Origin of the sequence: Streptomyces actuosus (assembly GCF_016921115.1) — a bacterium.
GTDB classification, from domain to species: Bacteria; Actinomycetota; Actinomycetes; order Streptomycetales; family Streptomycetaceae; genus Streptomyces; species Streptomyces actuosus_A.
In genome coordinates, this window is sequence record NZ_JAFFZS010000016.1 from 125315 (window position 1) to 151377 (window position 26063).

21 protein-coding genes and 1 riboswitch are annotated in these 26063 nt (G+C 72.9%); of the genes, 11 read left to right on the top strand and 10 right to left on the bottom strand.

Features of this window, described 5'->3' with window-relative positions:
* Window position 1 precedes the first annotated feature (1 nt).
* The 4 genes from JS756_RS20800 to JS756_RS20815 all read right to left on the bottom strand — a co-directional run bounded on the left by JS756_RS20800 (window position 2) and on the right by JS756_RS20815 (window position 4753).
* Window positions 2–679, bottom strand: coding sequence for a response regulator (locus tag JS756_RS20800; protein WP_205384644.1), 678 nt, complete (start codon window positions 677–679; stop codon window positions 2–4).
* Complete coding sequence (locus JS756_RS20805) at window positions 676–2343, bottom strand: ATP-binding protein (RefSeq protein ID WP_205384645.1); 1668 nt, start codon at window positions 2341–2343, stop codon at window positions 676–678. The genes JS756_RS20800 and JS756_RS20805 overlap by 4 nt, the downstream gene beginning before the upstream one ends.
* Window positions 2344–2479: 136 nt before the next feature.
* On the bottom strand, window positions 2480–3418 hold the full coding sequence (locus JS756_RS20810) for a ferredoxin family protein (protein WP_205384646.1): 939 nt from the start codon (window positions 3416–3418) through the stop codon (window positions 2480–2482).
* A gap of 78 nt (window positions 3419–3496) precedes the next feature.
* Window positions 3497–4753 (bottom strand): citrate synthase, encoded by a 1257-nt coding sequence (locus JS756_RS20815; RefSeq protein ID WP_205384647.1) that lies wholly within the window; start codon window positions 4751–4753, stop codon window positions 3497–3499.
* 110 nt (window positions 4754–4863) lie between these two features.
* Here JS756_RS20815 and JS756_RS20820 point away from each other — a divergent pair, with 110 nt between their 5' ends.
* Window positions 4864–6030 carry a citrate synthase/methylcitrate synthase gene (locus JS756_RS20820; RefSeq protein ID WP_205384648.1) on the top strand — a complete coding sequence of 389 codons (1167 nt, stop codon included), beginning with the start codon at window positions 4864–4866 and terminating at the stop codon, window positions 6028–6030.
* Window positions 6031–6196: 166 nt separating this feature from the next.
* Here the strand turns inward: JS756_RS20820 and JS756_RS20825 are convergent, their stop codons facing one another.
* Window positions 6197–6433: a hypothetical protein gene (locus JS756_RS20825; RefSeq protein ID WP_205384649.1), complete on the bottom strand. Its 237-nt coding sequence runs from the start codon at window positions 6431–6433 to the stop codon at window positions 6197–6199.
* A 140-nt stretch (window positions 6434–6573) separates the two neighbouring features.
* Window positions 6574–7125 carry a DUF6082 family protein gene (locus tag JS756_RS20830; RefSeq protein ID WP_205384650.1) on the bottom strand — a complete coding sequence of 184 codons (552 nt, stop codon included), beginning with the start codon at window positions 7123–7125 and terminating at the stop codon, window positions 6574–6576.
* Between the two features lie 320 nt (window positions 7126–7445).
* On the opposite strand from JS756_RS20830, the gene JS756_RS20835 reads away from it, so the two are divergent.
* Window positions 7446–8549 carry a CobW family GTP-binding protein gene (locus JS756_RS20835; protein WP_307790851.1) on the top strand — a complete coding sequence of 368 codons (1104 nt, stop codon included), beginning with the start codon at window positions 7446–7448 and terminating at the stop codon, window positions 8547–8549.
* Between the two features lie 328 nt (window positions 8550–8877).
* Here the strand turns inward: JS756_RS20835 and JS756_RS20840 are convergent, their stop codons facing one another.
* Together JS756_RS20840 and JS756_RS20845 are read right to left on the bottom strand one after the other, a co-directional pair.
* Complete coding sequence (locus tag JS756_RS20840) at window positions 8878–9375, bottom strand: DUF1877 family protein (protein WP_205384651.1); 498 nt, start codon at window positions 9373–9375, stop codon at window positions 8878–8880.
* Between the two features lie 336 nt (window positions 9376–9711).
* Window positions 9712–12165, bottom strand: coding sequence for a DNA gyrase/topoisomerase IV subunit A (locus tag JS756_RS20845; RefSeq protein WP_205384652.1), 2454 nt, complete (start codon window positions 12163–12165; stop codon window positions 9712–9714).
* Between the two features lie 295 nt (window positions 12166–12460).
* Between JS756_RS20845 and JS756_RS20850 the strand changes: the two genes are divergently transcribed.
* From JS756_RS20850 to JS756_RS20870, 4 genes are all read left to right on the top strand, one after another.
* A complete protein-coding gene (locus JS756_RS20850) occupies window positions 12461–13885 on the top strand; it encodes a M16 family metallopeptidase (RefSeq protein WP_240204087.1) in 1425 nt (474 codons plus the stop codon).
* Window positions 13882–15270, top strand: coding sequence for a M16 family metallopeptidase (locus tag JS756_RS20855; protein ID WP_205384653.1), 1389 nt, complete (start codon window positions 13882–13884; stop codon window positions 15268–15270). The genes JS756_RS20850 and JS756_RS20855 overlap by 4 nt, the downstream gene beginning before the upstream one ends.
* Window positions 15271–15484: 214 nt before the next feature.
* A riboswitch (cyclic di-AMP (ydaO/yuaA leader) is annotated at window positions 15485–15650 on the top strand.
* Between the two features lie 12 nt (window positions 15651–15662).
* Window positions 15663–16415: a M23 family metallopeptidase gene (locus JS756_RS20860; protein WP_205384654.1), complete on the top strand. Its 753-nt coding sequence runs from the start codon at window positions 15663–15665 to the stop codon at window positions 16413–16415.
* A 300-nt stretch (window positions 16416–16715) separates the two neighbouring features.
* The gene (locus tag JS756_RS20870; RefSeq protein WP_205384655.1) at window positions 16716–17411 is read left to right on the top strand and encodes a GntR family transcriptional regulator; all 696 of its coding nucleotides are present in this window, start codon (window positions 16716–16718) and stop codon (window positions 17409–17411) included.
* Between the two features lie 458 nt (window positions 17412–17869).
* Here the strand turns inward: JS756_RS20870 and JS756_RS20875 are convergent, their stop codons facing one another.
* Entirely contained in the window at window positions 17870–18151 is a 282-nt protein-coding gene (locus tag JS756_RS20875; protein ID WP_205384656.1) for an HPr family phosphocarrier protein, read from the bottom strand.
* A 179-nt stretch (window positions 18152–18330) separates the two neighbouring features.
* On the opposite strand from JS756_RS20875, the gene JS756_RS20880 reads away from it, so the two are divergent.
* From JS756_RS20880 to JS756_RS20895, 4 genes are all read left to right on the top strand, one after another.
* A complete protein-coding gene (locus JS756_RS20880) occupies window positions 18331–21165 on the top strand; it encodes a bifunctional acetate--CoA ligase family protein/GNAT family N-acetyltransferase (RefSeq protein ID WP_205384657.1) in 2835 nt (944 codons plus the stop codon).
* 249 nt (window positions 21166–21414) lie between these two features.
* Complete coding sequence (locus JS756_RS20885; RefSeq protein WP_205384658.1) at window positions 21415–22011, top strand: DUF5998 family protein; 597 nt, start codon at window positions 21415–21417, stop codon at window positions 22009–22011.
* A complete protein-coding gene (locus JS756_RS20890) occupies window positions 22011–23204 on the top strand; it encodes an alkaline phosphatase family protein (protein WP_205384659.1) in 1194 nt (397 codons plus the stop codon). The genes JS756_RS20885 and JS756_RS20890 overlap by 1 nt, the downstream gene beginning before the upstream one ends.
* An 84-nt stretch (window positions 23205–23288) precedes the next feature.
* Complete coding sequence (locus JS756_RS20895) at window positions 23289–23939, top strand: thymidine kinase (protein ID WP_205384660.1); 651 nt, start codon at window positions 23289–23291, stop codon at window positions 23937–23939.
* A 94-nt stretch (window positions 23940–24033) separates the two neighbouring features.
* Here the strand turns inward: JS756_RS20895 and JS756_RS20900 are convergent, their stop codons facing one another.
* Window positions 24034–24837, bottom strand: a complete 804-nt coding sequence (locus JS756_RS20900) for a VOC family protein (protein ID WP_205384661.1) — start codon at window positions 24835–24837, stop codon at window positions 24034–24036.
* A gap of 297 nt (window positions 24838–25134) precedes the next feature.
* Here JS756_RS20900 and JS756_RS20905 point away from each other — a divergent pair, with 297 nt between their 5' ends.
* A complete protein-coding gene (locus JS756_RS20905) occupies window positions 25135–25986 on the top strand; it encodes a sulfurtransferase (protein WP_205384662.1) in 852 nt (283 codons plus the stop codon).
* The last annotated feature ends 77 nt before the right edge of the window (window positions 25987–26063 follow it).

Here is a 26063-nt window from a genome sequence, read left to right on the forward strand (position 1 = left end):
CTCAGTGGCGGGTCGCCCACACGTAACGGTGTTCCGGGCGGCCCGCGTCGCCGTATCTGAGGGTCAGCTCGACCTGCCCCGTGCGCTCCAGGAGCTTCAGATAGCGCTGCGCGGTCTGCCGGCTCACGCCGGTCCGTTCGGCCACCTCGTGGGCGGACAGCGAGCCGTCGGCGCCCCTCAGGCACCGGCGCACGAGGTCGGCGGTGGCCGGGGAGTGCCCCTTCGGCAGCGTCGGCTCCGACGGCGCGGACAGTGCGCCGAAGAAGCGGTCGACGTCGGCCTGCTCCGCCTCTCCGCCGGCGTCCAGGGCGCGGCGCAGCTGCGCGTACGACTCCAGTTTCGCGCGCAGCCGGGGCCAGGTGAACGGCTTCACCAGGTACTGCAGGGCCCCCTGCCGCATAGCTGCCTGCACCACGGCGACGTCCCGTGCCGCCGTCACCATGATCACGTCCGTACCGTGGTCGCGTCGGCGCATCTCGCGGACGACCTCCAGGCCGGTCCCGTCCGGCAGGTAGTGGTCCATCAGCACCAGGTCCGGACGGACCAGCTCCGTCAGGCGCAGCGCCTCGGCCGCGCAGTGCGCCCGACCGGCGACGCGGAAGCCCGGCACCCTCTCCACGTACGCGGCGTTGACCTGGGCCACCCTGATGTCGTCGTCCACGACCAGGACCTCGATCACCGTGCCCCCTCCTCGGCAACCGCACCCAGGGACGCGGCCGGAGCGGGATCGGGGCCCGGCTCGGCCAGAGCCTCGGGCAGGACGACGGTGAACCGCGCGCCCCCGCCGTCCGCCTCGACCACGGTCGCCCTGCCGCCCTGCCGCTCGGCCAGCCGCCGCACCAGCGACAGTCCGATGCCGCGTTTGCCGTGGGCCGGAGGCCTCTTCGTGGACCATCCCTCGGTGAAGACCAGCTCCCGCTGCTCCGCGGGGATCCCCGGCCCCGTGTCGCGCACCGTCAGCACGACCGTACGGCCCTCGGCCCGCAACTCGATCTCCACGCGCGCGTGCCGGGTGCCCGCCACGGCGTCGAGCGCGTTGTCGACCAGGTTGCCGACCACGGTGACCAGCCCCCGGGGATCGACCAGCCGGTCGGGCAGTTGTGTGCGGTCGCAGATCCGCAGAGCGGCCCCACGCTCGGCCGCGACGGTCGCCTTGCCCACCAGCAGGGCGGCCAGCAGCGGGTCCTGGATCTTCTCGGTGACCTGTTCCGCGGTGGTCCGGTGGTCGCCGACCACCTCGCCGACGAACGCCACGGCGTCGTCGTACATCTCCAGTTCGAGCAGCCCGAGCAGGGTGTGCATGCGGTTGGCGTGCTCGTGGTCCTGGGCGCGCAGGGCGTCGATCAGGCCGTGCGTGGAGTCCAGCTCCCGCGCGAGCTCCTCCAACTCGGTACGGTCGCGCAGGGTGGCGACGGCGCCGCCGTCCCCGGTGGGCATCCGGTTGGCCACCAGGACGCGCTGCCCGCGCACCGTGAGCAGATCGGTTCCCGTGACCCGGCCGGCCAGCACGTCCGCCGTACGGCCCTTGCCCAGCGCGTCGTCGGGCGACCGTCCGACCGTCTCCTCGCCGACGCCCAGCAGGCGCTGTGCCTCGTCGTTGAGGAGGCGGACGCGGCCGGAGCGGTCCAGGGCCACCACGCCCTCGCGGATGCCGTGCAGCATCGCCTCACGCTCGGCGAGCAGCGCCGAGATGTCCGAGAAGGCCAGATCCCGCGTCTGTCGCTGAACCCGCCGAGAGACGAGCCAGGCGGCCAGCGCGCCGACGGCCAGGGCCCCACCGGCCAGCGCGAGCAGACCCGGGATCGCACTGATCAGGCGCGCCCTGACGCTGTCGTAGGCGATGCCCACCGAGACGGCCCCGACGATGCGTCCCTCGGCGTCGCGCAACGGCACCTTGCCGCGGGCCGAACGTCCGAGGGTGCCCTCGTCGATCCCCACGACTTCCTTGCCGCCCAGGGCCTGGCTGGGATCGGTCGACACATGGCCGCCGATCCGCGCCGGGTCGGTGTGCGACCAGCGCGTGCCGTCGAGGTTCATGATCACGACGTACTCGGCGCCCGTGGCGAGCCGGATCCGCTCCGCCTGCTGCTGCACGGGTCCGTCGGGGCGGGGTGCCGTGCGCTGGAGGTCCGTCGCGATCTGCGGCTGCTGCGCGGTGGTCTGCGCGATGGCGAGCGCCCGGTGCATGGCCTGGTCGTCCAGCTGGTGGCTGAGCGGAGCCAGGAACAGGCCGGCGGCCAGGACGGCGACTCCCGCGGCGATGGCCACCTGCATCAGCAGCACCTGGGAGAACACGCGTCGCGGCAGGCCCAGGCGCAGGCGGCGTGGGGGAGTCGGACTCATGCCCAAGACGGTACGCGGGGGTCCGTTTCCAGCCGAAGGGGTGCGGCCAGGATCACCGGGTCGACTTGATCAACATGGACGCGGCAGTCCGGACCGTGTGGCGGGCCGACCGATCGGCAGGTGGTACCTGATCCGGTCAATGCCTGCCGGCCGGCGCCAGCTCCCGCACGGACTCCACGTCCATCCGCGCGGGCGTCCCCAGGACCGCCGCCGCGCAACTCTCCGGCCGGGGCGGCAGTGCGGCACTCCGGGTCACCACGACGCGCCAGCGCCGTCCGTCGGCGTGCGCGACGACCACCTCCCGGCGCGGGGCCGGCCCGTCCGTGGACACGACGCTCAGCACGTCCGCGGCGTACACGCCGGCCGCCCGGCGCACCGCCAGCTCCGCCGCCTGCCCGGGCCGCTCCCAGGCCGAGCTGCCCCGGCACCCCTCGACGACGATCCGGCCCTCCCGGACACCCCGCAGGACTTCCTTGACGCCGTGGGCCTCGGCGCGGCCGTAGGCGTAGCCGTACGGCAGGACGAGCACCGTCGGTGCGAAGCGATGACCACCCAGATGGGTGACCTCCCAGATGCCGTGCACGCCGGACGCGGTCAGCTCGGCCGCCAGCGGTCGGCCCAGCAGGGCGCAGCAGCGATCGCGCTTGCCGTTGGTGCACACCAGGGCGAGCGGGGCGCCGGTGTGCGGGCCGGCGCCCAGCACCGCGTCGAAGCCCCCGTGATCGCCACGGCCGAGCGCTCCGAGGTCCAGGCCGAGCAGCTCCCTCGGATCGTCCACGGCGGCTGTGCGCAGCCAGGCGTTGCCCGGCATGGTGTGCGCCGCGAACACCCGGCGCGGAGCGGGGGTGCGGAGGTCGGCGTGACGGCCCGGCCGCCGGATGAGCGCGATGCGCACGCCGGTGCCCTGCGCGGCGTTCTCCAGGGCGCGTCCCAGCACGGGGTCGAGATGGCTCGAAGTGAGCGCTCCGGCGCCCCAGGGGCCGGGCTGCTCCAGCAGGAGCCAGGTCCTGGCGGTGGCCGCGGTCCCGGAAACGGGCTCGTCGAGGTCCCGCGAGACGGTCGCGCACGTACTCACACAGGTGAGCCTAACCTGGGCCGCCACGGGGTGACTTCCGGCCGTGTCCGTGCGTCTGCCGTCCCGGCTCCTCCCGCCCTACTCCGGGAGCGGCTGGGGCACCGGGGGACCGACGTACCGGCCGCTGGGACGCATGCGCAGCGGGCGCTCGCCGTACTCCTCCAGGGCGTGCGCGATCCAGCCCGCCGTGCGTGCCACCGCGAAGATCGTCTCGCCTGCCGTGGAAGCCATGCCGGAGGAGGCGGTGAGCACCGCGAGGGCCAGGTCCACGTTGGCGTGCAGGGGTGCGTGGCGCGCGGTGGTGGCCACGATGTCGCGGGCCGCGAGGAGGGCGGGCTCCGCGCGCGGGATCTGCTCCAGCAGGGCGAAGAGGGCACGCGCGCGAGGGTCCTCGCCGGAGTAGAGGCGGTGACCCAGTCCGGGGATGCGGCGGCCTGCCCGCAGCTCCTCCGCGATCACCGGGCCGGCGGAGCCCTGGTCGAGCACCTCCAGCAGCAGCCGGTGGGCCAGCCCGCTGGCGGCGCCGTGCAGAGGGCCCTCCAGCACTCCGAGGCCCGCCGAGACGGCCGCGTAGGCGTGGGCGCGGGCCGAGGCGGCGACGCGCACCGCGAGGGTGGAGGCGGCGAGGTCGTGGTCGACGAGCAGGCCCAGTGCGGTGTCCAGGACGCGCAGGGAGGCGTCGTCGGCCTCCCGGCCGGAGAGCCGGCTCCACAGGCGCCGGGCCAGCGGGCCTTCGTCGGGGTGGGCCTCCAGCATCGGCGGCAGCGCGGCGACGAGCGTCGGGATGAGGACCCGTGCGGTGCCGAGCACGGCCTGCTCGGACAGGTCGAAGCGCAGCGGGTCGGCGGCTGCGGCGGCGATCGCGGCGACCCGCAGCCGGTCGGTCGGGCCGGTGTGCTCGGGCAGCGCGTCCACCACGTCGCGGGCGGCGGCGACCGTGGCCTCGGGCGCGGTGAAGGCGGTGCCGGGGCGCAGGCGACCGGTCCACAGCCACTCGGCGATCTCCTCGTAGGAGTGCCGCGCGGCCAGCTCGGTCGCGTCGACACCCCGGAAGTAGTACCGGTCCTCCTCGATCAGCGTGATGCGGGTGCGCACGGCCAGCTCCGCGCCGGAGCCCGGACTCGCGCCGCTGTCGCGCCGGTTGCGGCGGGCCAGTGCCTCCACCTCCTCGGCGGCGAAGGTGCTGCCCCGTCCGCCGGGCGTGCGCCGGCTGCTGAGCTGGCCGCGGCTGACGTAGGCGTACACCGTCTCGGGCTTCACGCCGAGCAGGTCGGCGGCCTCCTTGGTGCTCAGCCGCCGTCCCGGGTGGCCGGGGCCGGGTTCTTGATCGCGCATGGAGGTCACCGTAGCCGCCTCATCGGACATGGATCCATGGGTTGATTCAATCAATATTGACAATAAATCTGTCAATCATCGACAGTCGAATCAAGTCCAGGGAGGAAGACATGTCCGTCAACAGGTCCGTAGCCGCCCGCGTCGACGTACCGCGAGGCCTCGCCGGTGTCGTCGTCACCGACACCGAGGTCGGTGACGTCCGGGGCCTCGAGGGCTTCTACCACTACCGCCAGTACTCAGCCGTCGAGCTCGCCCGGGCACGCGGCTTCGAGGACGTATGGCACCTGCTGGTCCACGGCGCACTGCCGGGCGCCCGGCAGAGTGCCGCGTTCGCCGCGCGAACGGCGGCGCTGCGGCGCCTGCCCGACGAGGTCCGCGCAGCGCTGCCCGCCGTCGCGGCGACATCCGGATCCTCCGGCCCGCTCGCCGGCATGCGCACCGCCCTGTCCCTGCTGGGCGCGGCCAAGGGCTTCCGGCCCGTCTACGACACCGACGCCGAACAGCGCCGGGAGGACACCGTCCTGGCCGCCGCGGCCGTGCCGACGCTGCTGACCGCGCTGTACCGGCTGGGCCGGGGGCTCGCACCGGTGGAGCCGCGCGAGGATCTGTCGTATGCGGCCAACTACCTCTACATGCTGACCGGCGCGGAACCGGAACCGGAGCGGGCCCGCGCGGTCGAGCAGTACCTGATCTCGACGATCGACCATGGATTCAACGCGTCCACCTTCACCGCCCGTGTCGTCGCCTCGACCGGCGCCGATGTCGCCGCGTGCCTCGTCGCCGCGGTGGGAGCCCTTTCCGGGCCCCTGCACGGCGGTGCGCCGAGCCGCGCCCTGGACACCCTGGACGCCATCGGCACGCCCGACCGCATCGACGCCTGGATCCGTGCACGGGTCATGGCGGGCGAGCGCATCATGGGCTTCGGCCACGCGATCTACCGCACCGAGGATCCCCGTTCGCGCATGCTCCGTGAGATCGCCCAGCGATTCGGCGGACCTCGTGTGGAGTTCGCCGTCGAGGTCGAGCGCCGGGTGGAGGCGATCCTGGCGGAGCTGAAGCCGGGCCGCGAACTCCACACGAACGTAGAATTCTACGCCGGGGTCGTCATGGAACTGTGCGGTCTGCCCCGCGAGATGTTCACGCCGACGTTCGCGGCGGCCCGCGTGGTGGGCTGGAGCGCCAACATCCTGGAGCAGGCCCGGGACTCGAAGATCATCCGACCGGTGGCGCGCTACGTGGGTCCGGTGCCGCCGGTGCGGGTTCCCCAGGGTGCCTGAGACATGCGTGTGGCCTGGTGCCGTTCTGGCGCCAGGCCTCATCGATGAAGGTCGAGCAGGGACGGGGTGCCGAGCTGCTCGCCGGACGACTTTCCGGCGTGGAGCGATCGTGTGCTGCCGGAAGATGAGGGAACACGCCGGTGGGATGCGTGCTCGTCCGGGCAGCTCAGGCGTCGGGGATGTCCGCCTTGGCGCGGATCAGCGTCTCACGGCTCACGATGACGATGCGTTCGTAGCTGGCGCGGGAGGCGTCGGTGGGCAGTTCACGGTCCAGCGCCTCTGTGGCCTCGGTGCCGATCACTGCAAAGTTACCGTCGCTCAGCTCGAACACGTCCGGGCAGTTCGCTCCTGAGTTACTGCCTCGGGCGCTCGGGGGCACACCGATGCGGCGCACGATCTTCAAAGGGGCACCAGTCTTTCGGGCAAGATTTGATCTTGAAGCAGCAAGGGTATGGCCTTTCTGGCGCCCGTGAGTGCAGAAGTGAAAAAGACACCCTGACGTGTCGTCCGTGAAGACGCGTTGACGGTGCGACAGGTCAAAGGTCATTCGGCCGGCGGGCTGCCCACCACCCACCACTCGTCCGTGTCCGCCTCATCCAGTTCCTGTACGAGGCCGTCCACCATGCGTCCTATGTCAGCCTCGGCCGATGTCTGCTTGAGAGTGGCTCGCTGGGCCCGTGAAGCCTCCCAGTACTCCCGGAAGAGCGGACTCTGGAAGAACTCCCGCAAGTGTTTGTAGAGCTCCTCCTTGTCCAGGACGTCTGCGCGGTACAGGTGGAACAGATAGGCGTACCAGGCATTGGCGTAGAAGAACTGACGGCGTTTCTCCGCCGGGATCCTCGCGTCATATGTGTCGATCACGGCCGCGAGAGAGGGATCGTCGATTGCCCTGGCCAGCAGCTCCCAGTGCATGCGCTGTTGATGTGCGTAGGCCCTGCGCCGGACCGCCAGTTCGTCGAGTTCCAGCTGCCTCTCTCGCAGCCGTGCCTCTTCGAGGCGGCGTTGACGCTGCGCCAGCGTCAACGCCGCCGTGGAGGCGAGAAGGGCTAGTGCGGCGGAGCTGAGCCTCCCCGTGAAGAGCTTCCGTGTGACCATGTCAACCCCCGAATCATGCGGCCGTCCGCCGGTCGTCGGAATGCGGGTCGACTGTGGGGGACCGGCGAGCTGTGGGCGGCGCTTGCCACCTCCAGGGTGCCGAGCGGCTCTGATCGGCGGGGAGGCGGAGAGGAGGCGCACGGAGGGATGCGAGGGTCGCGCGAACCAGCGCCTCGCCCAACGTCTGCCCCGCATGCACTGCTAACAATCGTTCACTTCGCGGCGATTCTCACGACTCGTATCCTGGGGCGGCATTCAATCCTCATACGTACGCCCGGTTGCGAGCCGGTGTACGCGTCGGCGTGAGAGAGGTCGTACACGTGCCTTCGCCCCTGAGTCCGCAGCAGGTTCCGGTGCAGCTCCCGGCGCAGGTCCCGGTCGTCGTCCTCGCCGGATTCCTGGGTTCCGGCAAGACCACGCTGCTCAATCACCTTCTGCACCGCAGCGGCGGCAGCCGGATCGGGGCGATCGTCAACGACTTCGGGGCCATCGAGATCGACGCGATGGCCGTCGCGGGCGCCCTGGGCGACTCGACCGTGTCCCTCGGCAACGGCTGTCTGTGCTGCGCCGTCGACGCCGGCGAGCTCGATCGGTATCTCGACCGGTTGGCCGACCCGTCCCTCGGCATCGACGTCGTCGTCATCGAGGCCAGCGGACTCGCCGAACCGCAGGAACTGGTGCGGATGGTGCTGGCCACCGAGAACCCGCGCGTCGTCTACGGCGGGCTCGTCGAGGTGGTCGACGCGGCGGAGATCGACGACACCCGGGCCGTGCACCCCGAACTCGACCGGCACCTCGGCCTCGCCGACCTCGTCGTGGTCAACAAACTCGACCGGACCGCCGACGGCGCGCGCGTCCTGGAACTCGTCCGGTCGCTCAACGACCGTGCCGCCGTCGTCCCGGCCACCTACGGCCGCATCGACCCCGCCTTCCTCTTCGACTGCCGGCCCGGCGAGGAGCGCATCGGGCAACTGTCGTTCGACGACCTCCACGACCACGCCGACGGCGCGGACGAGCACGCGGGGCACCTGCACACCGCGTACGACAGCCTGTCCTTCTCCTCCGACGCGCCCATCGACCCCCGCCGTCTGATGGAGTTCCTCGACGGCCGGTCCGAGGGGCTGTACCGGATCAAGGGCTACATCGACCTCGGGCCGTACGACGTCCGCAACCGGTACGCCGTCCATGCCGTCGGACGCTTCCTGCGCTTCTACCCGGAGCCGTGGCCGCCCGGCGAGGACCGGCTCACCCAGCTCGTGCTCATCGGCTCCGGTATCGACGCCGAGTGCCTCGCCAAGGCCCTGGAGGCGTGCCGGAGCGACGCTCCGCACACCGCCGACGAGCACGGAATGTGGGGTGTCCTGCGCTACGTGCAGCACCCTGACGGACCGGGGCCGGAGGAGGCGCCGGACCTGGCCGGCTAGTGGCGCACCAGGCGACGTTCGCCCCGTCGCGACGCCCGGCACGCACTCTCGCCGCACCGGACGAAAGCCCGAGTACATCCAGTACGAGGGCTTCAGGCCGGCACCGAGAGCACGCACCGGACGCCGCTCCTTGACGGGCAGAGGTTGCCTGCCGCGGCACAAGGGGTGGTGCCCGTCGTGCAGAGTGGATCTTGTTCCGAGGGTGGCCGAGCTCTGCGAGGCGTGGAGATCCGGCCCGGTCGGCCCGTCTTGAGCGGGTGCCGCGTCGTGCGCTTCCGGGCAGGTCGCAGCCGTCAAGAGGGGGCTGTACCCGGCACGTGACGGTGTCTCAAGCCCACACCGCCTTGACCACCGCGTGGCCCGCCGCGGCCGCCCGCGTGCAGAACGCTCGGAGGTGCCCGTGAAGGCCGAGGAATTCCTGCTCGGCCTGCGGCTCGTCCTGACCGGGGCCGACGAGTTCGGCACCGGTGACGTTCCACAGCTCGTCGAAAGAGACACGCGCGAGGAAGTCTGCCGCCCGGGACACACCCTGCGGCTCAAGAATCATCAAGGGTGGATCGGGGAGGGCGGCGTCCGCACTGTGCGCCACGGGGCGGCCACCGTAGATCGGCAGCGTCCAGGGCTTGCCGGCGTCTGCTTCGAGGACGCGGGCCGCGGCGTAGAGGCGATCGACGGAGTTCCAGATCTTGTCGATCGATGCGGCGGAACCCGCCGCGTATGCGTCCGGGTGGTTGTCCCAAGCCTCGGACGTGAACGCCGCGAGCCAGGTGTGGTCGTCCCGGATCTCGGACTCCGCGACGGCGCGAAGGTGCAGCCGGATGCTCATGGCTCGGTGCCTCACGTCGGCGGCCCGTCTGTCGGGCCGAACGGACGGAACGTGTCCGTCGGCACCGAGCGCGGCGGCCCGTCCCTCGCCGAGGCCCAGGCCGAGAACGCACTCCGGCACCGGAGCCTTACAGGTCGCCGGGGTCGACCGCTGCGGCCGGGCGATCCGGCGGACCCTGCACGACAGACCCGGGCGGCGCGACCGGAGAACGGCACCGTCAGGCCTGCCCGGTGACCGAAACGGCCGGGTCACCGGGCAGGCCCGCCACCTGACCAGCCCGGCCACCGGGCAGGCCCTCCTCCATGGCCAGGCCCCGCCACGAGCCAGGCCCGCCCCCTACACCGGCCCGGCCACCACCGACACCGGCTTCGCCAGGGACACGCCGGAGCCGTCGCGGCGCGGGTCGATCTCCGGCAGTTCGGCCGGGGCCCCGTTCTTCTGCGCCGCTCGGGCCGGGGCCGCGCCGGCCCAGCCCAGGGACAGGCAGTCCTCGCCCTTCAGGAAGCGCTGGCAGCGCACGCCGCCCGTGGCCCGGCCCTTGCGCGGGTACTGGTCGAACGGGGTCAGCTTGGCGGTCGTCTGGACGGAGTCGTCCAGGGTGCCGCGGGAGCCGGCCACCGTGAACACCACCGCGTCCGCCGCCGGGTCGACGGCCGTGAAGGAGATGACCTTCGCACCCTCGGTGAGCTTGACGCCCGCCATGCCGCCGGCCGGCCGGCCCTGCGGGCGGACCTGGGAGGCCTGATAGCGCAGCAGCTGTGCGTCGTCCGTGATGAAGACCAGGTCCTCCTCGCCGGTCCGCAGTTCGACCGCGCCGACGATCCGGTCGCCCTCCTTGAGGGTGATGACCTCCAGCTCGTCCTTGTTGGCCGGGTAGTCGGGCACGACGCGCTTGACCACGCCCTGCTCCGTGCCGAGCGCCAGGCCCGGTGCCGACTCGTCGAGCGTGGTCAGGCAGACCACCCGCTCGTCGTCGGCCAGCGAGATGAACTCCGACGGCGGGGCACCGCCCGAGAGGTTCGGTGAGGGCATGCGCTCCGGCAGCTGCGGAAGGTCGATCACGTTGATCCGGAGCAGGCGGCCCGCCGATGTGACGACGCCGATCTCGCCGCGCGCCGTCGCCGGAACCGCCGAGACGATCACGTCGTGCTTGACCCGGCGGCCGTGCGCGTCCTCGAAGGGGTCGCCGTCGGCGGTGCGCGCGAGCAGCCCCGTGGAGGACAGCAGTACCCGGCACGGGGCGTCGGCGACCTGGAGCGGCACCGCGGCCGCCGGGACACCGGCCGACTCCAGCAGCTCCGTGCGCCGGTCGGTACCGAACTTCTTCGCCACCGCGGCCAGTTCCGAGGAGACCAGCTTGCGCAGCTCCGCGTCCGACTCCAGGATCCGGGTCAGCTCCGCGATCTCCGCCGTGAGCTTGTCCCGCTCCGCCTCCAGCTCGATCCGGTCGTACTTGGTCAGGCGGCGCAGCGGCGTGTCGAGGATGTACTGCGTCTGCACCTCGCTGAGCGCGAAGCGCTCCATCAGGCGCTGCTTGGCCTGGGCGGAGTTGTCGCTGGAGCGGATGAGGCGGATGACCTCGTCGATGTCGACCAGGGCCGTGAGCAGGCCCTCGACCAGGTGCAGGCGGTCGCGCCGCTTGCCGCGGCGGAACTCCGACCGGCGCCGCACGACCTCGAAGCGGTGGTCGAGGTAGACCTCCAGCAACTCCTTCAGCCCGAGCGTGAGCGGCTGGCCGTCGACCAGGGCGACGTTGTTGATCCCGAAGGACTCCTCCATCGGGGTCAGCTTGTACAGCTGCTCCAGGACCGCCTCGGGCACGAAGCCGTTCTTGATCTCGATCACCAGGCGAAGGCCGTGCTCGCGGTCGGTGAGGTCCTTGACGTCGGCGATGCCCTGGAGCTTCTTCGCGCCGACCAGGTCCTTGATCTTGCCGATCACCTTCTCCGGGCCGACGGCGAACGGCAGCTCGGTGACGACCAGGCCCTTGCGGCGCGCCGTCACGGTGTCCACGGAGACCGTCGCGCGGATCTTGAAGGTGCCGCGGCCCGTCTCGTACGCGTCGCGGATGCCGGACAGCCCGACGATCTTGCCGCCGGTGGGCAGGTCCGGGCCCGGGATGTGCCGCATCAGGGCGTCGAGGTCGGCGTTCGGGTGCCTGATGAGGTGGCGCGCGGCGGCGATCACTTCGCGCAGGTTGTGCGGCGGCATGTTGGTGGCCATGCCGACGGCGATCCCGGAGGTGCCGTTGACCAGGAGGTTCGGGAAGGCGGCGGGCAGGGCGACCGGCTCCTGCTCCTGGCCGTCGTAGTTGGGCGCGAAGTCGACCGTGTCCTCGTCGATCGACTCCGTCATCAGGCTGGTGGCCTCGGTCATCCGGGACTCGGTGTACCGCATGGCGGCCGGCGGGTCGTCGTTGCCGAGCGAGCCGAAGTTCCCGTGGCCGTCGACCAGCGGCACGCGCATGGAGAAGGGCTGCGCCATGCGCACCAGGGCGTCGTAGATCGACGCGTCTCCGTGCGGGTGCAGCTTGCCCATCACCTCGCCGACGACGCGGGCGCACTTCACGTAGCCGCGGTCGGGGCGCAGGCCCATCTCGTTCATCTGGTAGACGATGCGGCGGTGCACCGGCTTCAGGCCGTCCCGGGCGTCCGGCAGGGCGCGGGAGTAGATGACCGAGTACGCGTACTCGAGGTACGAACCCTTCATCTCGTCCACGACGTCGATGTCGAGGATCTTCTCCTCGTACGCATCGTCGGGCGGCGGGGTCTTCGTGCTGCGGCGGGCCATCGCTGCCGGCTCCTTGCTGAAGCGTGAACGGGACTGACGCGGACCATTGTGGACCGCGCGACTGACAACGCGGGCCGGGACCCGGCGTGAGGCGGTATCGCGGACCCGGCACGACGGGGACCGGAGGCCGGACATGACGTGACCGGGGGGTGGACGGCAGCCGGCGCGGCCCGTGGCCGGGAACAACCGCCGAGGCTACGCGATCTCGCTCTCGGCGTACGCCCAGCGGGAACTTCGCCGGTCGTCCGCACGCTTGCATACAGTGGCACGACCGGCAGGAAAAGCGCGGTTCTCGATGACCGCCTCCGCGATCGAAGGGACGTACATGCCCATGGGTCACACGGCTGCAGCCGAGGCAGGCTCCGGCGGCCTGACAGCGACCGAGCACCGCCTGGCCAACGGCCTGCGCGTGGTGCTCTCCGAGGACCACCTGACCCCGGTCGCGGCGGTGTGCCTCTGGTACGACGTCGGCTCCCGGCACGAAGTCAAGGGGCGTACCGGCCTGGCTCACCTCTTCGAGCACCTGATGTTCCAGGGCTCCGCCCAGGTCAAGGGCAACGGCCACTTCGAGCTGGTGCAGGGCGCCGGCGGCTCCCTCAACGGCACCACCAGCTTCGAGCGCACCAACTATTTCGAGACCATGCCCGCGCACCAGCTGGAGCTCGCCCTCTGGCTGGAGGCCGACCGCATGGGCTCCCTGCTGGCCGCCCTCGACGACGAGTCGATGGAGAACCAGCGCGACGTCGTCAAGAACGAGCGCCGCCAGCGCTACGACAACGTCCCCTACGGCACCGCCTTCGAGCGGCTGACCGCTCTCGCCTACCCCGAGGGCCACCCCTACCACCACACGCCCATCGGTTCGATGGCGGACCTCGACGCGGCCACCCTGGAGGACGCCCGCCGGTTCTTCCGCACCTACTACGCGCCCAACAACGCGGTCCTGTCGGTCGTCGGCGACATCGACCCGGAGCAGACGCTCGCCTGGGTCGAGAGGTACTTCGGCTCCATCCCGTCCCACGACGGCAAACCGGAGCCCCGTGACGGCAGCCTGCCCGAGGTCATCGGCCGCGAGCTGCGCGAGGTCGTCCAGGAGGAGGTGCCGGCGCGTGCCCTGATGGCCTCCTACCGCCTCCCGCACGACGGCACGCGCGCGTGCGACGCCGCCGACCTCGCCCTGACCGTTCTCGGCGGGGGCGAGTCCTCCCGCCTGTACAACCGGCTCGTCCGCCGCGACCGGACGGCCGTCGCGGCCGGCTTCGGTCTCCTGCGGCTGGCCGGGGCGCCCTCCCTGGGCTGGCTGGACGTCAAGACCTCCGGCGACGTCGAGGTGCCGGTCATCGAGACCGCCATCGACGAGGAGCTCGCCCGGTTCGCGGAGGAGGGCCCCACGCCCGGGGAGATGGAGCGCGCGCAGGCCCAGCTGGAGCGTGAGTGGCTGGACCGGCTCGGCACGGTCGCCGGCCGCGCCGACGAACTGTGCCGGTACGCCGTCCTGTTCGGTGACCCGCAGCTCGCCCTCACGGCCGTCCAGCGCGTGCTGGAGGTGACGCCGGAGGAGGTCCGCGCGGTCGCCGCGGCCCGCCTGCGGCCCGACAACCGGGCGGTCCTCGTCTACGAGCCGCTCGCCCCGGAGCACGCCGAGGACGTGGAAGGCACCGAGGACCCGGAGTCCGCGGCCACCGTGGAAGCCACCGACGACAACGAGGAGGCGGCCAAGTGACCGAGCTCGCCCAGATGGAGTTCCGCCCCCGGCCCGAGGCGGGCGAGCCCAGGCCGTGGGCCTTTCCGGCCCCGGAGCGCGCCGGCCTCGGCAACGGACTGACCGTGCTGCGCTGCCACCGCCCCGGCCAGCAGGTGGTCGCCGTGGAGGTACTGCTCGACGCGCCCCTGGACGCGGAGCCGGCCGGCCTCGACGGCGTCGCCACGATCATGGCGCGGGCCTTCTCCGAAGGAACCGACAAGCACACCGCCGAGGAGTTCGCCGCCGAGCTGGAGCGGTGCGGCGCGACCCTCGACGCGCACGCCGACCACCCGGGTGTCCGCATCAGCCTGGAGGTGCCCGCCTCCCGGCTGGCCAAGGCGCTCGGCCTGGTCGCCGACGCCCTGAGAGCACCCGCCTTCGCCGACAGCGAGGTCGAGCGACTGGTCCGCAACCGCCTCGACGAGATCCCGCACGAGCTGGCCAACCCCGCCCGGCGCGCCGCCAAGGAGCTGTCCAGGCAGCTGTTCCCGGCGACCTCGCGCATGTCGCGCCCCCGCCAGGGGACCGAGGAGACCGTCGCCGGCATCGACGCCGCGGCCGTGCGCGCCTTCTACGAACGGCATGTGCGGCCGGCCACCGCCACCGCCGTGGTCGTCGGCGACCTCTCCGGCATCGACCTCGACGCGCTGCTCGGCGACACACTCGGCTCCTGGACGGGCTCGTCGGTCGCGCCGCGGCCCGTGCCGCCGGTGACCGCCGACGACACCGGCCGTGTCGTCGTCGTGGACCGTCCCGGGGCCGTCCAGACGCAGCTGCTGATCGGCCGGATCGGCCCCGACCGCCACGACCGGGTCTGGCCCGCCCAGGTCCTCGGGACTTACTGCCTCGGCGGCACCCTCACCTCCCGTCTGGACCGCGTCCTGCGGGAGGAGAAGGGCTACACCTACGGCGTCCGCGCGTTCGGGCAGGTCCTGCGGTCCGCCCCGGACGGCACGGGTGCCGCGATGCTCGCGATCAGCGGCTCGGTCGACACCCCGAACACCGGCCCCGCCCTGCAGGACCTGTGGACGGTGCTGCGCACGCTGGCCGCCGAGGGGCTGACCGACGCCGAGCGTGACGTCGCCGTGCAGAACCTCGTGGGCGTGGCGCCGCTGAAGTACGAGACCGCGGCAGCCGTCGCGGGCACGCTGGCCGACCAGGTCGAGCAGCACCTGCCCGACGACTACCAGGCCACCCTGTACCGGCAGCTGGCCACCACCGGCACCGTGGAGGCCACCGCCGCAGCCGTGAGCGCCTTCCCGGTGGACCGGCTGGTGACCGTCCTCGTGGGCGATGCCGCGCAGATCAAGGAGCCCGTGGAGGCCCTCGGTATCGGCGAAGTCACCGTCGTCGCGGCCGAGTAGGCACGCGTACGTGGGGCCCTGGTGGACGACGGACCACCAGGGCCCTTTTGCGAGCGAAGGCCAGGAGGCCTCCGAATGTCCGTATTGATGCGGAGGTTGCCTGTCTGCCCTGTGGGATGCGCTACAAAAACGCTGTTCCGTTTGGGTATTGAAAGTCCGCCCCCTTAGCGTCGTGCGGGCTGTCCGTCCGGCAGTGCGCCGCGCCCGCGGCACCGGGCAGTCATCGCCGAGTCCCCGTACGGTGCGAGCCAGGGGAGCCGGGGACCCACCGCAGTCCCCAGGGGTGAATCGGGTGCCCGCGCCAGGCGCGAGGGGGCCCGTAGGAGACCTTCCTGCTCCGAACCCGTCAGCTAACCCGGTAGGCGAGAGGGAAGGAAAGGACCAGCCACTACATGGCGTTCAGCTGCGCCACCGGGAAGCACCGCCGTCCGAGCAGGATGAAGCGGACCACCGCGCAGGCGGCCGGCATCGCCGCCCTCACCACGACCGGCGTCGCGGGCACCCTGGCGGCACCCGCGCTCGCCGCGGAGCCGGCGGCCGAGCAGACCGGGCTCCTCCCGGTGATCAGCATCGACGACTCGGTCGCCGAGGAGATCGACGCTCAGGCGAAGGCCCAGAAGGAGGCCGCCGACCAGAAGGCGGCCGAGGAGGCCGCCCGCAAGCGGGCCGCCGAGCAGGCCGAGAGGGTGCGCGAGGCCCGGGAGCGCGCCGCCCGCGAGGCCGAGCGCAAGCGCCTCAACACCTTCGTGGCGCCGATCGCCGGGTCCTACGTCTCCACCGGCTACCGCACCGGCGGCACTCTGTGGTCCTCCGGCAGCCACACCGGCATCGACTTCCACGCGGCGAGCGGCACCACCGTCCACGCGGTCGGCTACGGCACCGTCGTCGAGGCCGGCTGGGGCGGTGCCTACGGCAACCAGGTCGTCATCCGGATGCACGACGGCTCGTACACCCAGTACGGCCACCTGTCGTCCCTGTCCGTCTCGGTCGGCCAGCAGGTGGTCACCGGCCAGCAGATCGGCCGGTCGGGCGCGACGGGCAACGTCACCGGCCCGCACCTGCACTTCGAGGCGCGGACGACGGCGGAGTACGGGTCCGACATGGACCCCGTCGCCTACCTCCGCGCGCACGGCGTCACCGTCTGACGACGCACCCCGAGACCGACCGCTCGAAGCCCCGGCGTCCGCGCCGGGGCTTCCGGCGTCCCACGGGCCCCTCCGCCCGTGCCCGACGGCGGCGCCGGCCCGCCCGCGCCGTCACGCACGCGCGTGCCCGCTTCCGCGTCCCTTCTCACGCTGTCCCGCCCGGCGTCCCGTTCTCGTCCTGCTGTCCAAAAAATATCCATGGATTCCGGCCCGCCGTCGGAAATTCGGCCGCATTGCAATAGAGTCGCTGAACACACGTCAATCGTCGACGTTTCACGGGGATTAAGGCGGAGGTCGGTCATGCGTATTCCGGCGCACTCGGTGTGCACGGCTATCCGGGACGACATCGTCGCCGGTGTCTACGAGCGCGGCAGCCGGCTCACCGAGGAACTGCTGGCGCGCCGCTACGGCGTTTCCCGCGTCCCCGTCCGTGAGGCGCTGCGCACGCTGGAGGCGGAGGGCTTCGTGGTGACCCGGCGGCACGCGGGCGCGTGCGTGGCCGAACCCACCGAGCAGGAGGCCGCCGACCTGCTGGAGATGCGCACCCTGCTGGAGCCGCTCGGCGCCTCCCGGGCCGCCCAGCGGCGCACCGAGGCCCATCTGAAGGTGCTGCGCGGGCTCGTCCGGCTGGGCCAGGAGCGGGCCAGGAACGGCGGCAGTGAGGATCTGCGCGCCCTGGACACGTGGTTCCACGAGACGCTCGCCCAGGCCTCCGGCAGCCAGGCGCTGACCGCCACGCTCACCCAGATCCGGCACAAGATCGCGTGGATGTACGCCGTGGAGGCGCCCGCCCAGCCCGCCGACGTCTGGGCCCAGCACGGGGCGATCGTGGACGCCGTGGCGCGCGGCGACAGCGAACGCGCGCGTGCCCTGACCGCCCAGCACACCGAGCACTCCAGCGCCGCGCACCGGCTGCGCTTCTCCGGCGGCGCAGAACGCGCCGACCGTGTGAGGACTTCGCAACATGCCGTAAACATCTCGGCGCTGCGGCATTAACACGGGCGCCGTATACAAAGAGGGGGTATTCGGTGGGGGTTGTTTCCCCTGCCCTTTTTGTGTATCCCGGGAATTATTCGTGTTGCGTCCGGCGTGTGCTTCAGTTGTGAGGGAACTGTCCGGGTGAACGCCCGGCGTTTCCGGGTATGCCTCCGGTAATTCCGCGCGCAGCGTCCGGTGCGGAAGCGCGGGTGCGGGAGCCGGGCGGCGCCGGAGAGCGCCCGGGGTTCGGGGCGCGACCGTGGCGCCCTGCTGTCACCGGGCCCGGCGGGCGGCAGTGACGGGTGGCGAGCAGCGACGGAGGGTCGCCGGGAGCGGTGAGCGGCCGAGGGGGTCGTGGCGGGGCGAAGGGGGTGCGCAGGGCCAGGGCGTGGGGCCGGGCCGCGGAGGGTGGTGCGGAACGCCGGAGCCGCGCCTCCCGGTGGGGGCGGCGCGGCTCCGGCGCGTGCTGCGACAGCTCAGACGGTCTCGGGGAGCTCCTCCATTCCCTCGGAGACCAGCTTCGCCAGACGGTCCAGGGCGCCGTCCGCGCCTTCGGCCTCGGTGGCGAGGACGATCTCCTCGCCGCCCTGGGCGCCCAGGCTCAGGACGGCCAGCATGGAGGCCGCGTTGACGGGGGTACCGCCGGCCTTGGCGATCGTCACCGGGACGCCTGCGGACGTGGCGGCTCGGACGAAGATGGAGGCGGGGCGGGCGTGGAGACCCTCGGCCCAGCCGACGTTGACGCGGCGCTCAGCCATGTGTTGCTGCCCTTCAGGTGTTCAGGGTTGTCTAGACCAGTTTCCCACATCGTGGGGCATGCCCGGGAAGGTCCCCCGGAATCTCCCGGCCGTCACCGCCCCCACCGGTCCCGCCCGGCTGCCGTCCGTCCCCGCACTGCCCCGCGCCGTCGCCGGGCGCGAGCCTTACTCTGGGGCCCATGCAGAGCGCCTCGGACCGGCAGGAGTACCCCGCCCACTGGGAGGCCGACGTGGTGCTGCGCGACGGCGGCACCGCGCGTGTCCGACCCATCACCGCCGAGGACGCGGACCGCCTCGTCAGCTTCTACGAGCAGGTCTCGGACGAGTCGAAGTACTACCGCTTCTTCGCGCCGTACCCCCGCCTGTCCGCCAAGGACGTCCACCGCTTCACCCACCACGACTTCGTGGACAGGGTGGGACTCGCGGCCACGGTGGGCGGCGAGTTCATCGCCACGGTGCGCTACGACCGGATCGGCGCGGACGGCATGCCCGCCTCGGCGCCCGCCGACGAGGCCGAGGTCGCCTTCCTGGTCCAGGACGCCCACCAGGGCCGCGGCGTCGCCTCCGCCCTCCTGGAGCACGTCGCCGCCGTCGCCCGCGAGCGCGGCATCCGCCGCTTCGCCGCCGAGGTGCTGCCCGCCAACACCAAGATGATCAAGGTCTTCACGGACGCCGGGTACACCCAGAAGCGCAGCTTCGAGGACGGCGTCGTACGCCTGGAGTTCGACCTCGAGCCGACCGAGCGGTCGCTGGCCGTGCAGTACGCGCGCGAGCAGCGCGCCGAGGCCCGGTCCGTGCAGCGCCTGCTGATGCCCGGCGCGGTCGCGGTCGTCGGCGCCGGCCGCACTCCCGGCGGCGTCGGCCGCAGCATCCTCGACAACCTCCGCGAGGCCGGCTACACCGGCCGCCTGTACGCCGTGAACCGCGCCTTCCCCGAGGACCTCGCCGAACTCGACGGCGTGCCCGCCCACCGCTCGGTCCGCGACATCGACGGTCCCGTCGACCTCGCGGTCGTCGCCGTCCCCGCCGACCACGTCCCCCACGCCGTGGCCGAGTGCGGCGAGCACGGCGTCCAGGGGCTCGTCGTCATCTCCGCCGGGTACGCGGAGAGCGGCCCCGAAGGGCGCGAACGCCAGCGCGAACTCGTCCGGCAGGCGCGCGCCCACGGCATGCGGATCATCGGCCCGAACGCCTTCGGCCTGATCAACACCTCGGCCGACGTCCGGCTGAACGCGTCCTTGGCCCCCGAGATGCCGCGGCCCGGCCGGATCGGCCTGTTCGCGCAGTCCGGGGCCATCGGCATCGCCCTGCTGTCCCGGCTCCACCGGCGCGGCGGAGGCGTCACCGGCGTCACCGGCGTGTCCACCTTCGTCTCATCCGGCAACCGGGCCGACGTCTCCGGCAACGACGTCCTGCAGTACTGGTACGACGACCCGGACACCGATGTCGTCCTCATGTACCTGGAGTCCATCGGCAACCCGCGCAAGTTCACCCGTCTCGCCCGGCGCACGGCCGCGGCGAAGCCGCTGGTGGTGGTGCAGGGTGCCGGGTCCGCTCCGCAGGGGCACGCCGTACGGGCCACCCGGCTGCCGCACGCCACGGTGTCCGCGCTGCTCAGGCAGGCCGGCGTGCTCCGCGTGGACACCATCACCGAACTGGTCGACACCGGTCTGCTCCTCGCCCGCCAGCCGCTGCCGTCCGGTCCGCATGTGGCCATCCTCGGCAACTCGGAGTCGCTGGGGCTGCTCACCTACGACCAGTGCCTCGCCTCCGGCCTCCGGCCGCACCGCCCGCTGGACCTGACCACGGCCGCGTCCGCCGAGGACTTCCGGGCGGCCCTGGCGCGGGCGCTCGCCGACGACACCTGCGACGCGGTCGTCGTCACGGCGATCCCTGCGATCGGGGAGGGCTCGCCGGACGACGCGGAGCTGGCGGAGGCCCTGCGGTCGGCGGCCGAAGCGGTCCCCGGCAAGCCGGTGCTGGTCGTCCACGTAGAGCTGGGCGGCCTCGCCGAGGCCCTGTCGGCCGCAGCGAGCACGGCACCGCAGGCCGGCGACCGGGCACCGGACGGGGCGGACGGCTCCCGTCGGCCCCGCCCCTCGGAACAGCCGCCCGCCGTGACGCCCCCGGACGCCCCGTCCTCGGCGGCGCCCCGCCTGATCCCCGCCTACCCCGCCGCCGAGCGCGCCGTACGCGCCCTCGCCGAGGCCGTGCAGTACGCGCAGTGGCGCCGGGAGGCCGCCGAGCCCGGCCGCGTGCCCGAGTACGACGACATCGACGAGAAGGGCGCCGCCCGGCTGATCGACGGGCTCCTCACGCGCGGCCAGGGCCTCACGCTCAGCACGGAGGCGACGAGCGAACTCCTCGGGCGGTACGGCATCCCGGTGCGCGTCGCCCTCCAGGCCCCGACGCCCGACGCCGCCGCCGAGGCCGCCCGCGCCCTGGGCTACCCCGTCGCCCTGAAGGCCACCGCACCGCACCTCAGGCACCGCGCCGACCTGGGCGGCGTGCGCCTGGACCTGGCGGACGAGGAGCAGCTGCGGCGGGCGTACGCCGAGCTGACCGGGCTGTTCGGCAAGCCGGACGAGGTGCGGCCGGTGGTGCAGGGCATGGCACCGCGCGGCGTCGACACCGTCGTCCGCGCGGTGATCGACCCGGCGGCCGGGGCCGTCCTGTCGTTCGGGCTCGCCGGGGCGGCCTCCCAACTGCTCGGCGACACGGCGCACCGGCTGGTTCCGGTCACCGACCGGGACGCCGGCTCGCTGGTGCGTTCGATCCGTACGGCGCCGTTGCTGTTCGGCTGGCGCGGCTCGACCCCGGTCGACACGCCCGCCCTGGAGGAACTGCTGCTCCGGGTGTCCCGGCTGGTCGACGACCACCCCGAGGTCGTCGCGGTCACCCTGGAGCCGGTCGTCGTCGCCCGCCGCGGCCTGACCGTCCTCGGCGCCTCCGTGCGCCTGGCGCCCCCTCCCGCCCGCGACGACCTCGGCCCGCGCACGCTGCCCGCTTACTGAACCGGGGACGCCGGGTCCCGCGCGGCCGCCGTCCCGGAGCCGGCCCCCGGCTGCCGACGCCGGCCCGGAGACAGCGCGGGCGGCCGACACGTTCGCCGACCGCCGACCGCCGACCGCCGTCTGCCCTCCGCTCCCGGCGCTCCCCGGGACGGACCCGTGGCCGGGACGGAGGACGGCAAGAGGGCCCTGCCGTGCGAACGGCCCGGGATGCTCCTGACTGGCCCTGACCGGCCCTGCACGGGGATTAGGATGGACGCCATGGCCAAGACCAGTACGACGACCCAGGGGCTGCGTGCGGCGATCGAGCGCAGCGGCTACTACCCGGCCCTCGTGGCCGAGGCGGTGGAGGCCGCCGTGGGCGGCGAGCCCGTGCGGTCGTACCTGGTCCACCAGGAGACGACGTTCGACCAGAACGAGGTCCGGCGGCACGTGACCGTGCTCGTCCTCACCGACACGCGCTTCATCGTCAGCCACACCGACGAGCAGGCCGCCGACACCACCTCCCCGACGCCGTACGCCACGACGTCCACCGAGTCCGTGAAGCTCGGCCGGATCTCCTCCGTGGTGGTCAGCCGCGTCGTCGCCAACCCCGAGTCGTACACGCCGGGCGCGCTGCCGCGCGAGGTGGTGCTCACCATCGGCTGGGGCGCCGTCTCCCGCATCGACCTGGAACCCGCCGCGTGCGGCGACCCCAACTGCGACGCCGACCACGGCTACACCGGCAACTCGACGGCCGACGACCTCAGCCTGCGCGTCAGCGAGGCCGGGGACGGCCCGGAGACGGTGCGCCAGGCGCTCGCCTTCGCGCAGGCCATCTCCGAGGCGACCGCGGACACCTCCCGCTGATGGCGCAGCCCACCGTCTGGGACCAGCATCCGGAGCCCCTCGCACTCGCCTCGGCGCCCGTTCCCGAGTACGGTGCCGGCTCGCTCGCCGACCTGCTGCCTACCCTCGCCGCGGGCATGGGCGTACCCGGTACCGCGGCCGCCATCCGCGAACTGACCCCCGCCGACCGCAACTGCGTCTTCCTGATCGACGGGCTCGGCTGGGAGCAGCTGACGGCGCACCCCGAGGAGGCGCCGTTCCTGGCCTCGCTGCTGGCGAGTTCGCGCGGGGGCACCGGGCGCCCGATCACCGCCGGGTATCCGGCCACCACCGCCACCTCCCTCGCCTCGGTCGGCACCGGCCTGCCGCCCGGTGCGCACGGCCTGCCCGGCTACACCGTCCGCAATCCGGCCACCGGCGGGCTGATGAACCAGCTGCGCTGGCAGCCCTGGACCGCGCCGCGCCCCTGGCAGCCGTACCCGACGGTCTTCCAGCTCGCCCACGACGCCGGCGTGCACGCGGCGCAGGTGTCGTCCCCGACCTTCGAGAACACCCCGCTCACCAAGGTCGCGCTCAGCGGCGGAAGGTTCTTCGGCCGGCTCACCGGCGAGGAACGCATGGACCTCGCGGCCGAGCAGCTCGCCGCCGGCGACCGTGCGCTCGTCTACACGTACTACGCCGAACTCGACGGCGCAGGCCACCGCTTCGGCGTCGCCTCCGACACCTGGCGAGGCCAGCTGATGTACGTCGACCGGCTCGTGCAGCGGCTCGCCGAGCAGCTCCCGCCGCGCACCGCGCTCTACGTCACCGCCGACCACGGCATGATCGACGTGCCGTTCGATGATCAGCACCGCATCGACTTCGACGAGGACTGGGAGCTGCGGGCGGGCGTCGCCCTGCTCGGCGGCGAGGGCCGCGCGCGGCACGTGTACGCGGTGCCCGGCGCCGAGAACGACGTCCTGACCTGCTGGCGCGAGGTCCTCGGCGAGCAGTTCTGGGTGGCCTCGCGGGACGAGGCGATCACCGCGGGCTGGTTCGGCCCGCACGTCGACGAGCGGGTGTACGCGCGCATCGGGGACGTGGTGGCCGCGGCCCACGACGACGTCCTGATCATCGCTTCGGAGCGGGAGCCGAAGGAGTCGGCCATGGTCGGCAACCACGGTTCGATGACCCCGACGGAGCAGCTGGTCCCCCTCCTCGAAGTACGCTCCTGACACCTCCGCCCCACCACCGAAGCCCCGCGAACCACCCCACCGGACGTCTCGCCGGTCCCGTTGCCGAAAGGTGCTCATTCCCCCATGCCCGAGCTGGTGTTCTTCTCCGGAACGATGGACTGCGGGAAGTCGACGCTGGCTCTCCAGATCGAGCACAACCGCTCCGCACGCGGCCTCCAGGGCATGATCCTCACGCGTGACGACCGTGCGGGCGAGGGCAAGCTGTCCTCCCGGCTCGGCCTGGTCACCGACGCGGTGGAGGTCGAGGACGGCATGGACCTGTACACGTTTCTCGTCGACCACCTCTCCCAGGGCCGGCGCGCCGACTACGTCATCGCGGACGAGGCCCAGTTCCTCGCGCCGGAGCAGATCGACCAGCTGGCCCGTGTCGTCGACGACCTGGAGGTGGACGTCTACGCCTTCGGCATCACCACCGACTTCCGCTCCAAGCTGTTCCCGGGCTCGCAGCGGCTGGTGGAGCTGGCCGACCGGGTCGAGGTGCTCCAGGTCGAGGCCCTGTGCTGGTGCGGCGCCCGCGCCACACACAACGCCCGTACGGTGGGCGGGGCCATGGTCGTCGAGGGCGCGCAGGTCGTCGTCGGCGACGTCAACCAGTCCGCGGACGAGGTCGGGTACGAGGTCCTGTGCCGCCGGCACCATCGCCGCCGCATGACGGCCGCGTCGGCCCGCGCCGCGGCACTGTCACCGGACGTGCTGCCGGTCCAGTCGGACTGAGCCGCGCGGTCCGGACCGCGTGCTGCCCGGCCGACTCGGCCGGGCAGGACGTCCGAGGTCGTCCGGGAGTCGGCGCAGCCACCGTCCTCGCGCGTCAGCGCGGGCTCTGCAGGAGCGAGAAGCGCGCTCCCTCCGGGTCGGACACCGTCGCCACACGTCCGCGGGCGCTGTCCCTCGGAGGGGTCAGGACATGGCCGCCGAGGCCGGCGAGCCGCTCGACCGCCTCATCCGTGTCGGCCACCTGGAAGTACGTCATCCAGTGCGGCCCCCGGTCCCGGGGCAGCGCCTGCCCCACGCCGTGGATGCCGGCGACGGGGCGGCCCTCCACGCGCAGGGTGACGTAGTCGATGTCGCCCGAGTCGGCCGGCTCCAGCTCGTAGCCGAAGACCGTCCCGTAGAACTTGGCCACGCCCGCCGACTCGAACGTCACCAGTTCGTTCCAGGCGGGGGTGCCGGGCACCCCGGTGACGGCCGTGCCGCGGTGCGACGCGGCCTGCCACAGACCGAAGACCGCACCGCTGGGGTCGGAGCCGATCGCCAGCCGTCCGGCATCGGCGGCGTCCAGCGGGCCGACACCGAGGGTCCCGCCGCACAGCCGCACCGTCTCGGCCGCGTGGTCGACGTCGTCCGAGGCGAGGTAGGGCGTCCAGGCGATGGGCAGTTGACGGTCCGGGGGCAACTGGCCGACACCGGCCACCTGGTGCCCGTCCAGCAGCGCCCGCGCGTACGGGCCCAGCTGCTGAGGGCCGGGCTGGAACTCCCAGCCGAACAAACGGCGGTAGAAGTCCTCGGTCGTGTCCAGCCCGTGCACCATCAGACTCACCCAGCAGGGCGTGCCGGGCGCGTACCGCGTGTGCGCCTCGCCGTTACGGCCGGCCGTCCCCGGTGCCTCGGTCATCGTCACTCTCTTCTCGGCCCCTCGCGGCGGCCGTCGTCGCTTCCGCTCTCCGGACCCCCGTGCCGATGCTCGCACCACCGTGGCGCCGCGCGCTCCGGGCGCGCCGCCGGGGGTGAGGCGCTGCCCGCACGGCGACCGTGGTGCGGTGTCCCGTCCGCTTCCGCGCGCGTGCCGACGGATGGTGATCGGCTGTACAGCATGTGCCCGATCCCGTACGCCCGGTGATCGAGCCTGTCCGGCCGAGCAGAGTAGTCGGACATGGACGTGGCGGCCACCCCGTGCGCAAGGATGGTGACCATGAAGGCCATCATCTCCGCATCCGAACTCGCCGACGAGCTGGCCGGGGGCGACCCGCCGGTACTGCTCGACGTCCGCTGGCAGCTCAGCCTCGCCAAGGCGGCGGGGGAGCCGCCGTTCGACGGCCGCGCCACCTACGCCGCCGGGCACCTTCCCGGTGCCGTCTACGTCGACCTGGACGCCGAGCTGGCGTCCGCGCCCTCCTCGGCAGGTCGGCATCCGCTGCCCGATCCGGAGGTGTTCGGGGCCGCGATGCGCCGGGCGGGCGTGTCGGCGGCCCGGCCGGTCGTCGTGTACGACGGCGGGCAGGGCTGGGGCGCGGCACGCGCGTGGTGGCTGCTGCGCTGGACGGGTCACCCGGACGTGCGGGTCCTCGACGGCGGGTTGCCGGTGTGGGAGGGCGAGTTGTCGACGGACGTCCCCGAGCCCGCGGAGGGCGACTTCCGGCCCGCGCCGGCGCACAACGGGCTGCTGGACGCCGACGGTGCCGCCGCGCTGGCCCGCTCCGGGGTGCTGCTCGACGCCCGCGCGGGGGAGCGGTACCGGGGCGAGGTCGAGCCCGTCGACCGGGTCGGCGGCCACATCCCGGGCGCGGTCTCGGCGCCCACCACCGACAACGTGGCTCCGGACGGCCGCTTCCTGCCCGCCGAGGAACTCAGGGGCCGCTTCAAGGGCCTGGGAGCCCTTGACGGTACGGAGGTCGGTGTCTACTGCGGTTCGGGCGTCTCGGGGGCGCACGAGGTGCTCGCGCTGGCCGTGGCCGGCGTCCCTGCGGCCCTCTATGTCGGCTCGTGGTCGCAGTGGTCGTCGGACCCGTCCCGCCCCGTCGCCGTGGGGCCGGATCCGCAGTAGGCACCGGGCCGGTGGGCGCGCGCCCCGGGTGGCACGGGCCCCGCCCCCATGCGAGGGGCGGGTCCGCCACCCGTCGT